Origin of the sequence: Pseudoalteromonas sp. 1CM17D, from assembly GCF_023161805.1 — a bacterium.
Classification (GTDB): Bacteria; Pseudomonadota; Gammaproteobacteria; order Enterobacterales; family Alteromonadaceae; genus Pseudoalteromonas; species Pseudoalteromonas atlantica.
The window spans coordinates 1-13,462 of sequence record NZ_JALNTP010000022.1; the positions used below are offsets into that span (position 1 = coordinate 1).

The 13,462-nt window shown below is 41.3% G+C and carries 13 protein-coding genes; 9 read left to right on the plus strand and 4 right to left on the minus strand.

Annotation, left to right across the window (positions count from 1 at the left end; genetic code table 11):
* Positions 1–406: 406 nt before the first annotated feature.
* Genes MSC25_RS20105 through rph form a run of 3 tightly spaced genes read right to left on the minus strand, consistent with a single transcriptional unit; the run spans position 407 to position 2,219 of the window.
* Positions 407–790 carry a diacylglycerol kinase gene (locus MSC25_RS20105; protein ID WP_004588246.1) on the minus strand — a complete coding sequence of 128 codons (384 nt, stop codon included), beginning with the start codon at positions 788–790 and terminating at the stop codon, positions 407–409.
* A 58-nt stretch (positions 791–848) separates the two neighbouring features.
* Positions 849–1,493, minus strand: a complete 645-nt coding sequence (pyrE, locus tag MSC25_RS20110; RefSeq protein ID WP_004588247.1) for an orotate phosphoribosyltransferase — start codon at positions 1,491–1,493, stop codon at positions 849–851.
* A gap of 12 nt (positions 1,494–1,505) precedes the next feature.
* Positions 1,506–2,219, minus strand: a complete 714-nt coding sequence (gene rph / locus MSC25_RS20115; protein ID WP_004588248.1) for a ribonuclease PH — start codon at positions 2,217–2,219, stop codon at positions 1,506–1,508.
* A 163-nt stretch (positions 2,220–2,382) separates the two neighbouring features.
* Here rph and MSC25_RS20120 point away from each other — a divergent pair, with 163 nt between their 5' ends.
* From MSC25_RS20120 to MSC25_RS20145, 6 genes are all read left to right on the plus strand, one after another.
* On the plus strand, positions 2,383–3,243 hold the full coding sequence (locus tag MSC25_RS20120) for a YicC/YloC family endoribonuclease (RefSeq protein WP_004588249.1): 861 nt from the start codon (positions 2,383–2,385) through the stop codon (positions 3,241–3,243).
* Positions 3,244–3,358: 115 nt separating this feature from the next.
* Positions 3,359–3,979, plus strand: coding sequence for a guanylate kinase (gmk, locus tag MSC25_RS20125; protein WP_064384893.1), 621 nt, complete (start codon positions 3,359–3,361; stop codon positions 3,977–3,979).
* A gap of 114 nt (positions 3,980–4,093) precedes the next feature.
* The gene (gene rpoZ / locus MSC25_RS20130; protein ID WP_004588253.1) at positions 4,094–4,369 is read left to right on the plus strand and encodes a DNA-directed RNA polymerase subunit omega; all 276 of its coding nucleotides are present in this window, start codon (positions 4,094–4,096) and stop codon (positions 4,367–4,369) included.
* Between the two features lie 127 nt (positions 4,370–4,496).
* Positions 4,497–6,602, plus strand: a complete 2,106-nt coding sequence (spoT, locus tag MSC25_RS20135; RefSeq protein WP_004588254.1) for a bifunctional GTP diphosphokinase/guanosine-3',5'-bis pyrophosphate 3'-pyrophosphohydrolase — start codon at positions 4,497–4,499, stop codon at positions 6,600–6,602.
* 12 nt (positions 6,603–6,614) lie between these two features.
* The gene (locus MSC25_RS20140) at positions 6,615–7,007 is read left to right on the plus strand and encodes a RidA family protein (RefSeq protein WP_004588255.1); all 393 of its coding nucleotides are present in this window, start codon (positions 6,615–6,617) and stop codon (positions 7,005–7,007) included.
* Positions 7,008–7,158: 151 nt separating this feature from the next.
* Entirely contained in the window at positions 7,159–8,766 is a 1,608-nt protein-coding gene (locus MSC25_RS20145) for a FapA family protein (protein WP_054983951.1), read from the plus strand.
* A 24-nt stretch (positions 8,767–8,790) separates the two neighbouring features.
* Here the strand turns inward: MSC25_RS20145 and asnA are convergent, their stop codons facing one another.
* Positions 8,791–9,786, minus strand: a complete 996-nt coding sequence (gene asnA, locus MSC25_RS20150; RefSeq protein ID WP_248444449.1) for an aspartate--ammonia ligase — start codon at positions 9,784–9,786, stop codon at positions 8,791–8,793.
* 196 nt (positions 9,787–9,982) lie between these two features.
* Between asnA and asnC the strand changes: the two genes are divergently transcribed.
* From asnC to recG, 3 genes are read left to right on the plus strand one after another with little or no spacing between them, the layout of a single operon-like run.
* On the plus strand, positions 9,983–10,441 hold the full coding sequence (asnC, locus tag MSC25_RS20155) for a transcriptional regulator AsnC (protein ID WP_004588258.1): 459 nt from the start codon (positions 9,983–9,985) through the stop codon (positions 10,439–10,441).
* A gap of 40 nt (positions 10,442–10,481) precedes the next feature.
* Positions 10,482–11,168: a tRNA (guanosine(18)-2'-O)-methyltransferase TrmH gene (trmH, locus tag MSC25_RS20160; RefSeq protein ID WP_004588259.1), complete on the plus strand. Its 687-nt coding sequence runs from the start codon at positions 10,482–10,484 to the stop codon at positions 11,166–11,168.
* 60 nt (positions 11,169–11,228) lie between these two features.
* Positions 11,229–13,310, plus strand: a complete 2,082-nt coding sequence (recG, locus tag MSC25_RS20165; protein ID WP_096740252.1) for an ATP-dependent DNA helicase RecG — start codon at positions 11,229–11,231, stop codon at positions 13,308–13,310.
* Positions 13,311–13,462: the final 152 nt, after the last annotated feature.

Here is a 13,462-nt window from a genome sequence, read left to right on the forward strand (position 1 = left end):
GTAGCTTGGCTGTTAGAACTCAATCTGTACGAGTGCCCACACAGATGATTGCTTTATATTGTTAAAGAACGTTGCGATTAAAGCGTTAAACTTTATCTCGCTAGGGCTGCGCATCTTACGCTTTCCTATTTTTTTGTCAACACTTAATTTTGTTAAACTTGAAAGTTTTTAAAGCTAAGTTTTACTCGACTTACTAAGTGGTTTGCTTGCCTCGCTAAGCGTTGCCTGCTCTGCCGTCTCAGTGGGGTCGCATTATAGGGAGATCCGAAAACAGATCAACCCTTTTTTGAAGAAAACTTGAAATAAATGACTGTTCGCTGAGTATTTGAGCTAAATGCGCTAAAAACACAACATAACTAGCACTTTATTAACATTTTAGGTGCATTAATTGGTTTATATAGAGGGTTTACTGAAATAACTTTATATACAAACTAGCACCCCACACGATCGTAAGGATCATTAATGAGAGTGTTACCGCTGCAGATCCCATATCTTTCGCACGCCCCGATAATACATGGCGCTCTGTACTTACGCGATCAGTGAGCGCTTCTATTGCTGAATTAAGTAATTCCACAATCAATATGATCAGTAATGTACTTACTAACAATGCCCAATGTAATACCGATGAAGCTAGCCAAAAAGAAATGGGTAGCAAAATAATGCTAAGTAGCAACTCTTGCCTAAAAGCCGCTTCTTCTATAAAGGCCGCTTTAAAACCAAGGTACGAACAATACGTTGCTTTAAATATACGCTTTATACCAAGGCCGTTAGGTTTAAATACATCTTTCATTATTAGCTCTATTTACTGTGGTCAAAATAAAGCCCCGCAATTGCGAGGCTTTTTTTAGTTAGGCAATACCGTATTGATCTCGGTATGCTTTAACTGATGCTAAATGCTCGTCCATTGTACCTTGGCTCTCAAGGTAGCTAATAAGATCAGCTAATTTTACAATAGAGATCACTTTGGTATTAAAGTCGCGCTCAACCTCTTGAATAGCTGAAAGCTCAGCTTTGCCTTTTTCTTGGCGATCAAGTGCTATTAGTACACCACTTAGGTCTGCGCCGTTATCGGCAATGATTTCCATAGATTCACGAATTGCAGTGCCTGCGGTGATCACATCATCCACCAGCATAATTTTGCCCGTTAATGCAGAACCTACTAATGTTCCACCCTCACCATGTGCTTTTTTCTCTTTACGGTTAAAGCAATAAGGTACATCTTTATCATGGTGATCTGCCAGCGCTACTGCGGTAGTGGTTGCAATAGGAATACCTTTATAAGCTGGGCCAAATAAAACGTCGTATTCTATTGCAGCGTCTTCAAGGGCTGATGCATAAAAACGACCCAAACGTGCTAAATCACGCCCTGTATTAAAAAGGCCAGCATTAAAAAAGTATGGGCTTGTACGACCTGATTTAAGGGTAAACTCGCCAAATTTTAAAACCTGCTTTTCTAAAGCAAATTCAATAAACTCTTTTTGATAATCTTTCATTGGGGTTCTCGCTTATGCTAACGCTTGTTTTTGAACGTCAATAATTTCACGGATTGAATGTTTAGCCAGTGTAAGTAGCTCATCTAATTCGTCGAACGAGAATGGTTCGCCCTCTGCGGTACCTTGCACCTCAATAATTTTACCTGTTTCAGTTAAAATTACGTTCATATCGGTTTCGGCTTCAGAATCTTCAAGGTACTCTAAATCACTAATTGGTTGGCCTTTATAAATACCTACCGAGATAGCAGCAATCATGTGCTTAAGTGGGTTTGAGTTGATCATTCCTTTAGCGCGCATGTGAGTAAGTGCATCAACTAAAGCCACGCATGCACCACTAATAGATGCAGTACGTGTTCCGCCATCAGCTTGAATCACATCACAATCAATTGTAATGGTGTTTTCGCCAAGCGCTTTTAAATCTACTGCAGCTCTTAATGCGCGAGCAATTAAGCGTTGAATTTCCATAGTACGACCGCCTTGCTTGCCACGTGCTGCTTCACGTGCGTTACGCGTATGCGTTGAGCGCGGTAGCATACCGTATTCAGCGTTGATCCAACCTTTACCTTGGCCTTTCATAAAACGTGGTACACCTGCTTCAACCGTAGCAGTACAAAGTACTTTGGTATTACCAAACTCAACAAGTACTGAGCCTTCAGCGTGTAATGTGTAATTACGTGTAAATGATACCGGTCTAATTTGGTTAGGTGTTCTTTCGCTTGGACGCATTGACGATCCCCTTAATTCTGAATTTGCGACATTATAAGTGCATGTGCAGGTAGATGCCATGCTGATTGTAAAATATTCAGCGTAATAAATTTTCTCTAGAGGTTAAGCAGTGTTACGGTATAATCATCGCAATATTGTATTAATAAATTTTAGGAACTTATCCATGATCCACAGTATGACTGCTTATGCGCGTCGCGAAATTAAAGGCGATTGGGGCACTGGCACCTGGGAAATTCGTTCAGTAAACCAGCGCTACCTTGAAACGTTTATTCGCGCACCAGAGCAATTTCGTGGCATGGAGCCGGTAATTCGTGAGCGTTTACGTAAAAACTTGCAACGCGGTAAAGTTGAAGTATTTTTAAAGTTTGTTGCAAATCCAGCACACGTGGGTGAGCTATCAATTAATGAGTCACTTGCTGAGCAACTAATAAATAGTGCTAAATGGGTGCAGCAACAAAGCAGTGGCGACATTAACCCTGTTGATATACTGCGCTGGCCTGGCGTAATGGAAGCACAAGAGCTCGATTTAGATACTGTAAATAAAGCACTTATAGCGGGCTTTGACCAAGTAGTTGAAGATTTTAAATCAGCCCGTGGCGATGAAGGCGCAAATTTAGAAGAAATGATTGCCACTCGCCTTGATGCCATACTTGAGCAAGTTACTGTAGTAGAAAGTCACTTACCAGAAATAGCAAAGTGGCAGCGTGAAAAGCTTAATCAAAAGCTTGAAGACTTAAAAACCGACATTGACGAATCTCGCCTTGAACAAGAGCTTATTTACCTTGCGCAAAAGCAAGATGTTGCCGAAGAACTCGACCGCTTAAAGTCGCACGTAAAAGAAACTAAAAAAATTCTTAAAAAAGGTGGAGCATGTGGCCGCCGTTTAGATTTTATGATGCAAGAGTTTAACCGCGAAGCAAACACCCTAGCCTCTAAGTCTATTAATAGTGATATTACTAATGCAGCTGTAGAGCTAAAAGTGCTCATTGAGCAGATGAGAGAGCAAATTCAAAATATTGAGTAATCGTACTTGTGTGCTACTTACTTGAGCACAATTAGTTAAATAAAGTACAATAACGTAATTAAAGGCTTGGATTATTGATTTAATCCAAGCCTGTTTATTTTAAGTAGAGAAAAACATGGCTCAAACTCGCGGAAATTTATTTATTTTATCGGCGCCTTCTGGTGCGGGTAAATCTAGCTTAATCACGGCGTTACTAAAAAAACACGCAGATATGAAAGTATCGGTCTCGCATACCACTCGAAGCCCTCGTCCTGGTGAAGAAAATGCGGTGCATTATCACTTTGTAAGCGCCGATGAATTTAAAGCATTAATTGCCAAAGATGATTTTTTTGAATGGGCGCAAGTATTCGATAATTACTACGGTACTTCAAAGCAGGCTATTGAGTCGCAGCTGAATGCCGGTATTGATGTATTTTTAGATATTGACTGGCAAGGTGCGCAGCAAGTGCGCGAAATTATGCCAAGCGTGCAAACAATTTTTATTTTGCCTCCTTCAAAAGCAGAGCTAGAGCAACGCTTAAATAACCGAGGCCAAGACTCTGCCGAGGTCATCGCTGGGCGTATGGCTAAAGCGCAATCAGAAACATCGCACTACAATGAATATGATTATGTTGTGGTTAACGATGATTTTGAAACCGCCCTTAGCAATATTGAAACTATCGTATTAGCGCAGCGCTTAACGTTAAAAGCACAAGCTAGTCGTCATCACGATTTAATTACAAACTTACTTAAATAAGCCATTTATGCCCTTTACAGGGAAAACTGGTAAAAATTAACCACTGGCTATTGGCGAAACAAGCTGCTTGCAGTAAACTACGCCTTTGCTTTTAAATTATTTTGGAGTGCTGAGATGGCTCGCGTAACAGTTGAAGATGCAGTAGATGCAATTGGTAATCGTTTTGACTTAATTTTAGTTGCGGCTCGTCGTGCCCGCCAAATTGCTGTTGGTGGTAAAGACCCACTAGTAGACGCTGAAAATGACAAACCAACCGTTATCGCTCTACGTGAAATCGAAAAAGGTTTAGTTGATAGTTCATCAATGGACGTTATTGACCGTGAAGAACAACAACACCAAGAAGCAGCTGAATTAGCTGCGGTTGCTGCTATTGTTGGCGGTAATCAATAATCAACCACCCGGTTTGATTTAGTCAACGGCTCAGTATTTCTACTCTAGCCGTTGGCAATCCCCTCTTTTCATCGTATATTCTATTACTTACCGTTACTTATTGCTTCACGAGAACATTGGAGTGTGAATGTATCTTTTTGAAGGTCTTAAAAAGAAAATATCTGAATACTTGCCTGCTGCTGAAGTAGAGCTAGTGCAAAAAGCCTACGTGGTAGCCCGAGAGGCTCACGAGGGGCAAACTCGCTCAAGCGGCGAGCCGTACATTACTCACCCTGTTGAAGTAACCCAAATTCTTGCTGGCATGCACCTTGACCATGAAACACTTATGGCCGCGCTAATGCATGACGTTATTGAAGATACCGATTTTAGCCAACAGGACTTAGCCGAAATATTTGGCGATACGGTTGCCGAACTTGTTGAAGGGGTAAGTAAGCTCGATAAGCTCAGCTTTAAAGACAAAAAAGAATTCCAAGCTGAAAACTACCGAAAAATGATCATGGCTATGACCCAAGACATTCGGGTTATTTTAATTAAACTGGCCGATCGCACTCACAATATGCGTACATTAGGCGCTTTGCGCCCTGATAAGCGCCGTCGTATTGCCCGTGAAACACTTGAAATTTACGCCCCTATTGCAAACCGTTTAGGTATTCACGATATTAAAAATGAGCTAGAAGATTTAGGTTTTCAAGCATTATACCCTATGCGTCATCGCGCACTTAAATCTGAAGTGGCAAAAGCGCGAGGCAATCGCAAAGAAGTTATTTCTAACATTCAAACCGAAATAGAAGCACGTCTTGAAGAGTCTGGTATTAAGGCGACGGTTTCTGGGCGCGAAAAACACCTCTATAGCATTTATAAAAAAATGCTTAATAAAGAGCTGCTTTTTAATGAGGTAATGGATATTTACGCCTTTAGAATAAACGTAGATGCAATGGATACCTGTTATCGCGTGTTAGGTGTTGCACATAACCTGTATAAACCTATCGAAACGCGTTTTAAAGATTATATAGCCGTACCTAAAACAAATGGTTATCAGTCTTTGCATACGTCATTAGTAGGCCCACACGGCATTCCGGTAGAAATACAAGTACGTACGCATGACATGGATCACATGGCCGATAAAGGGGTTGCTGCGCACTGGATGTATAAAAAAGCCGGTGATGGCGCGGGTAACACAGCTCAACAGCGTGCGCGTCAATGGATGCAAAGTTTGCTGGAGCTTCAACAAAGTGCCGGCTCATCATTCGAATTTGTCGAGAACGTTAAAACCGAGCTGTTCCCAGAAGAAATATACGTATTTACCCCCGATGGCCGCATAGTAGAGTTGCCAATGGGCGCTACCGCGGTTGATTTTGCTTACGCGGTGCATACTGATGTAGGTAACACTTGTGTAGGTGCAAGGGTAAACCGTAAACCTTACCCGCTAAGCAAAGCCTTAGATACTGGGCAAAGTGTTGAAATTATTACCAGCTCGGGTGCACACCCTAATGCAACGTGGTTAAACTTTATAGTTACAGGTAAAGCCCGTTTAGGGATAAGAAACTACCTTAAGAGCCAACACCAAGAAGAAGCATTGTTATTAGGCCGACGCTTACTCGATTCTGCCTTGGGTGAAAATAAGCTCGACAGCATTGCCGATGAAAACATAGCCCGCGTACTCGAAGAGCACGAACTATCTACAGTATTAGAATTACTGGTAGAAATAGGCGCAGGTAACTTAATGAGCGTGTTAATCGCTAAACGCTTATTGCAAGAAGAAAGCGACGACTTGTCAGATATTAGCAAACAAGCCAAAGCAACCATTATTGGTACCGAAGGCATGTTGGTTAATTATTCTAAGTGTTGCCGACCTGTACCAGGGGATGCCATCACTGCACATATTAGCCAAGGTAAAGGGCTTACAGTTCATCGCCAAGAATGTAAAAATATTCGTGGCTGGGAAAACGAACGCTCAAAATACCTGGTTGTAAAATGGGATGACAATCCAGAAAAAGAATATATAGCTGCGCTACGGGTGGAAATAATTAATCACCAAGGGGCTTTGGCTAAACTCACAAATGTTGTTGCTACAACCCAAGCCAACATTGTTGAGATCACTACCGACGAAAAAGAAAGTAATTTATATGTGATAGACTTGGGCGTTACCGTTAAAAACCGCGTCCATGTTGCTAATATTATGCGCCGCATTCGCGTGATGCCTGATGTACAAAGAGTCTATCGTAAAAAGTAAAATAGGAAACTCATGAATAAAGCATTTATTTCTACCGAAAAAGCACCTGCTGCTATCGGCACTTATAGCCAAGCGGTTAAAGTAGGTACTGCCGTTTATTTATCTGGACAAATTCCACTTGTCCCAGAAACAATGGAAATGGTTTCAGAAGACTTTAGCGAGCAGACACATCAAGTATTTAAAAACATTACAGCGGTGTGCGAAGAAGCAGGCGGTAAAATCCAAGATCTTGTTAAAATTAATATCTACCTAACAGACTTATCAAACTTTGCCACTGTGAATGAAGTAATGAGCCAATATTTCAAGCAGCCTTATCCTGCCCGTGCAGCATTAGGTGTACGTGCTCTACCAAAAGGCGCACAAGTTGAAATTGACGGCATAATGGAACTTCCTTCAACTAATTAATAAATACAGAGCTATAAACCCCCTTTATAGCTCTATTTTTTATTGCTAGCCTTTGTTTATCTCCCTTTCTTGACTCACATGTAAATATCTAGCACTCTGTAATCATGCAATAAAATCAATCTTAACTTTAGTAGTAGAAAAGGATTAACTAGTGTTTAAGCTTGCCAATAATGGGAACGTATTACTTGATGTAAGTAAGCACGCTCCACCTAGCGCCGCTTTTATAATTGATGCACTCGAGAAGTCGACGTTTTGCGAATGCAAAATTGACCACGAGGCTATTGATAATTTTTTTAAAGCGCAAAATAATGAGCCAACCTTGGTTGTAGCAAGTAAGCACGATGCATCGCTTGTGGTAACGTTAAGTGAAGATAAAATGCAAGCCATAGGTGAGCTAACCTTAGCTTATGGTGGTAAAGTACTTTCGTTAGAAGAGGGCAAAAAACAACTCATAAAAGCAGGGGTTGTACGTGGTTACAAACAAGCTTTTTTAGAGCAGCTTTTAGATAAACAATTTAACTTACCCCCAGGTACAGTGGCAAAAGGGATTCTAGCCAAAGGCCGCCTGCCAGCCGAAGGCACAGCAACAAAATTTGTAGCTATGGTAGAAACCCTCAAAGATCGCCTAAAAGCACCAAAAATGAAGGAAGATGGCAGTGTTGATATGCGCGACTTTGGTAAACTGGCAAGCGTAGAGCCCGGCACTGTACTAATCCGCCAGCAACCTGCAACTCCCGGTAAAGAAGGATTCACTGTAGTAGGTGACATACTACCGGCTAAACCCGGTGAAAATAAAAAGTTAGTGGCAGGCGAAGGCGCCGAAATATCAAAAACAAATCCGCTCGAGCTTGTTTCTACAACAGCGGGGGTCCCCGTAGAAATACCTAACGGTATGCGAGTTGATGATATTTTTACCATCTCTGATGTAGATGTTAAAAGCGGCCATATTGATTTTGAAGGCAGTGTTATTGTGACTAAAAACATTGACCCAGGAATGCGAGTCACCGCAAAAGGCGACATTACTGTTTTTGGCACGGTTGAATCTGGCGAATTATCAGCCGGCGGAAACATCACTGTAAAGCAAGGCATTATTGGCCATCAAAAGCTCGAAGATAAAACATTGTCGTGTTCTATTAAAAGTGAAGGTGATGTTCATGTATCTCACGCACAATACTGTTATATGCAGGGCAAAAACATTTTTATAGACCGCCAAGCCAGCCATTGTGCTATTAAAGCAAAACACTTATTACAAGTTGGCCAAACAGAGTTACCCAAAGGGAAAATTTTTGGTGGAGAGATTCTTGATGCAACCGTGTTAATTGCTGGCGAAATAGGCAATGAATCAGGCGCAAAAATGGCTATCAATTTAGCCGCATCCGGCGCTGAAATAACGGCCGACACAGATAACTGCTTTAAAGATTTAGCAAAAACCGATGAGCAGCTTGATACCCTTCAAGCAGCACTAGAAAAAGCAGATAAAGTAAAAGATATAGAAAAAAAGAATCTGCTCATTAAAAAAATTGGCGCAACACAGCAGCATTATTGCCAACAAGCAGAGCAGCTAGAGAAAAAGTTATCTAGCCTAGATCATGAACTCCACGACCTACTAAGCGATGCAAATCTCGTCGTTAATACATCATTACACTCAGGGGTAGAGATCCATATTTTTGATAAAGTATTAAAAACTACCCGCAACTACCCACCTTGCAATATAAACCTACAAAACAATAAAGTAGAAATAAACTTTAAAACACATTAGGGCGCATTTAGCGCCCTTTATAATTTACAGTAAGCCACCTACCGTATCGTGCGTTTGCTTTGGCCATACACCTACTTGGACTTGTCCAATATGCTGCTTTTGCAGTAATAACATTGCTAAGCGCGATTGCCCTATTCCGCCACCAATTGTTTGTGGGAAAGCTTCTTCTAGTAACGCTTTATGCCAATCAAATGCTAGGCGTTCTTCATCGCCTGTTATGCTCAATTGCGCTTTTAATACATCAGGGCTTACACGAATACCCATAGATGATATTTCAAAGGCATCTTCTAACACAGGGTTCCACACTAAAATATCGCCATTTAATCCTGTGTATCCGTCAATCGTTTGGGTAGACCAATCGTCGTAATCTGGAGCGCGTACATCATGGATTTTGCCATCACCTAATGCCCCCCCAATACCAATTAAAAACACCGCACCGTACTCTTGTGCAATGGCTTTTTCGCGTTGCTTTGCGCTAAATTCAGGGTACATTTTGCGTAATTGCTCACTGTGTATAAACGTGATTTCACTAGGTAAGAATGGGGCTATACCAAAGCTTTCACTTACAAACTGCTCTGTTTGCTTAATACCAGTATAAATAGCTTTAACAGTGTCTTGTAATGTAGAGAGCGTACGTTCAGTACGTTGGCAAATTACCTTTTCCCAATCCCATTGATCAACATAAACAGAATGTATTGGGCTTAATGAGTCTTCATCTGGGCGCAACGCTTTCATTTGTGTATAAATACCTTCACCTACAGAAAAGCCGTAAGTCGCTAGCGTTTTACGTTTCCATTTAGCAAGCGAATGAACAACTTCATAGCTGCTATCGGTAATTGCTTTTACGTTAACAGCAACTGCATTCTCGTGGCCGCTCAGGTTATCTTGTGTGCCATCACCTACTTTGGCCAAAATAGGAGCCTGAACTTCAACTAACCCTAGTTGCTGCTCTAATTGCTGTGAAAAAAACTGCTTAACTTTACTTATTTGCTGCTGTTGCTGCACATAGTGTGAACTCATAATAATTGGCCTCATTCCCAGTTATTGTTACTTGCTTATTAATGAGAAAACACCCTGTAGGCGCCTTCAATGAGGTTACTGTAACGATTTAAACTTTTAATTCAATAACCCATAATAAAAATAGCTTTAATATGTAAAATCGATTAATTTAAACGGTATAAAAATGTAGATTCACTAATTTAAGTAAGCAAAAATAATGGAAAATTATCAAATCGATAATCTCGATAAACAGATACTTCACGCTCTAATGGCCAATGCCCGTACAGCCTACGCAGAATTAGCTAAACGGTTTGCTGTAAGTGCCGGCACAATTCACGTACGCGTAGAAAAAATGAAACAAGCGGGCATCATTACCGGCACCCAATTAAGCATTAGTACAAAGCAACTAGGTTACGATGTATGTTGCTTTATTGGTATTAACTTAAACAACGCTCGCGACTACCCAGAAACACTGATTAAACTAGAAGCATTAGAAGAAGTAGTTGAAGCTTATTACACCACGGGTAACTACAGCATTTTTATAAAGGTAATGGCCAAGTCTATCGACCATCTGCAAGACGTGCTCATTAATAAAATACAAGCTATAGAGGCTATTCAATCAACCGAGACCCTAATCTCTTTGCAAAATCCAATTAGCCGCACAGTAATGCCTTAATAGATAAAATTACGTATAATTATCAAAAAAGAGGATCACCATGCAGCAAAATCGCTACCAACGAATAAAAGACGTGCTCTCACGTCGCCAAACAGACCTAACAGTCTGCCTAGAAGACGTACATAAACATCATAATCTCTCAGCTATTGTAAGAAGTGCTGATGCAGTAGGTTGCCATCATGTGCATGCTGTATGGCCAGAAAACCAAAAATGGCTGACCAATAATACCTCTGGCGGCAGTAAAAACTGGCTAGAAACACACCTGCATAAAAATATTGATGATGCTGCTGCGATGATGCGCAAGCACAACCCAGATGTACAAATATTAGCAACACATTTGAGCGAAGATGCTGTAGATTTTAGAGAAATCGATTACACAAAACCCACAGCTATAATCGTTGGCCAAGAAAAAACGGGGATTTCTGAGCACGCGCTAAAACACGCCGATCAAAACATTATTATTCCTATGCAAGGCATGGTGCAGTCACTTAATGTATCAGTAGCTGCTGCGCTTATTTTATTTGAAGCACAACAGCAACGAGAAAAAGCAGGGCTATATAAGCGCGATATGCTAAGTGAAGAGATTAAACACCCTATGTATTTTGAAGGGTATCACCCTGTTATTGCTAAGCAATGTAGATTAAAAAACCTACCTTACCCACCACTCGATGAAGAAGGTGAAATAGTCGCTAACGAGCAGTTTTGGCAAGCTTTAAAACATGCTTGATGCTTAGCAAACCTGTGAGTACACTTAACTCATTCACAAATAAACAGATTTGAGCCTACATTGTCTAAACCTAGCTTAAGCCAATACCCTATTACAGAACTTAAAGGGGTAGGCCCAAAAATGGCCGAACGCCTACAAAAGCTAGGTATAGCTACCGTGCAAGATATGCTCTTTCATTTGCCTTTACGCTATGAAGATCGTACCCGTATTTATGCTATTAACGATGTTACTTTACACAGCCACTGCACTGTTGAGGCAACAATAGAAACAAGCCAAGTGACCTTTGGTAAACGGCGTATGTTAGTGGTGCAAATAAACGATGGTACAGGTAGGCTTACTTTACGGTTTTTTAATTTTACAGCAGCGCAAAAAAACGCATTTAGCAGTGGCAAAATAATCCGTTGCTTTGGTGAGGTAAGACGCGGGCGCGTTGGCTTTGAAATGAGCCACCCAGAATACAGCATTAGCGATACCCCAAACGAGCAACCAACCGCTGCAACACTAACCCCCGTGTATTCAACCACCGAAGGCTTAAAACAATTATCAATTAGAGCGTTAAGTGAACAAGCCATCGATTTATTACATAAGTATTCTGTTGAAGAGCTTATCCCTGAAAAATGGCAACCGTCACATATGCAATTAAGTGACGCTTTATTACTACTTCATCGCCCTGCGAATGATGTTGACATTATTTCGCTTGAACAAGGCATGCATCCGGCACAACAACGCTTAGTATTTGAAGAGCTACTTGCCCAAAACTTAAGCTTATTAAAAGTACGCGAGCAAGGGCAGCAAGTAAGTGCAGTTTCCCTAAGCCCTACAAATACATTAGAGAGCCAATTTTTAGCGCAACTCCCTTTTGCACCGACTAATGCACAAAATAGAGTTGTAGCCGAAATAAAAGGGGATTTACAGCATGCCTACCCCATGATGCGATTAGTACAAGGTGATGTAGGCTCAGGTAAAACACTGGTTGCAGCATTAAGTGCATTAACAGCAATAGCACAAGGTTTTCAAGTTGCCCTAATGGCACCTACAGAAATCCTTTCTGAACAACACGGAATAAATTTTAAGCAATGGTTTGAAAGTCTTGGGATTAACGTTGCCTGGCTAGGCGGTAAAACTAAAGGGAAAGAGCGTACTAATACACTTGAAAAAATCGCCTCAGGGGAAGCGCAAATGATAGTGGGAACGCACGCCCTATTTCAAGACGAGGTAAAATTTAATAACTTAGTATTAATTATCATAGATGAGCAACATCGCTTTGGTGTTCATCAACGCCTCTCACTGCGTGAGAAAGGCAAATTTGGTAATTGTTATCCTCATCAGTTAGTCATGACCGCAACCCCCATTCCACGTACATTGGCTATGACGGCCTATGCCGATTTAGAAACCTCAGTAATAGATGAGTTACCACCTGGGCGCACACCTATAACCACTGTTGCCATTCCTGATACACGCCGAGACGATATAATAAACCGTGTTAAGCTTGCCTGTAATGAACAAGGCAGACAGGTTTATTGGGTATGTACCCTTATTGACGAATCAGAAGCCCTACAATGCCAAGCAGCTGAAGACAGCGCATTACAATTAAAAGAGGCGTTGCCAGAGCTTAATGTCGGGCTCGTCCATGGCCGTATGAAAGCCGCTGAAAAACAAGCGATCATGAGCGACTTTAAAGCAGGCAATATTCACGTACTTGTTGCAACAACAGTAATAGAAGTAGGTGTAGACGTACCTAATGCCAGTTTAATTATCATAGAAAACCCTGAACGATTAGGGTTAGCACAATTACATCAATTACGCGGGCGCGTAGGACGAGGAGCCACCGCTTCGCATTGCGTACTGTTATATCACGCTCCCCTTTCTCACACCGCTCAAAAACGTTTAGGTGTATTAAGAGACAGTAACGATGGCTTTGTCATCGCAGAGCGAGATTTAGAAATACGTGGGCCAGGTGAAGTACTCGGCACTAAACAAACTGGCTTAGCAGAATTTAAAATAGCGGATCTTACTCGAGATAAACACACGCTAAATCAAGTCAGGCCCATTGCACAACAAATGCTAAAGCAAAACCCCGACCTTATAGACCCTTTAATTCATCGCTGGCTAGGTAATAAATCTAACTACGCACAAGCATAATTACGCTAAAGTACTCGTAAAGCTCGCTGCTGAAACGCTATATTTACCCTACAGATGTGTGATGAGCCTTATCCACGGGTTTCGTGATACTCAACCCACGCTACGGAGGTTGTGTAGACTGTGCGAATAGGAGACTGTGCGAATAATATCTG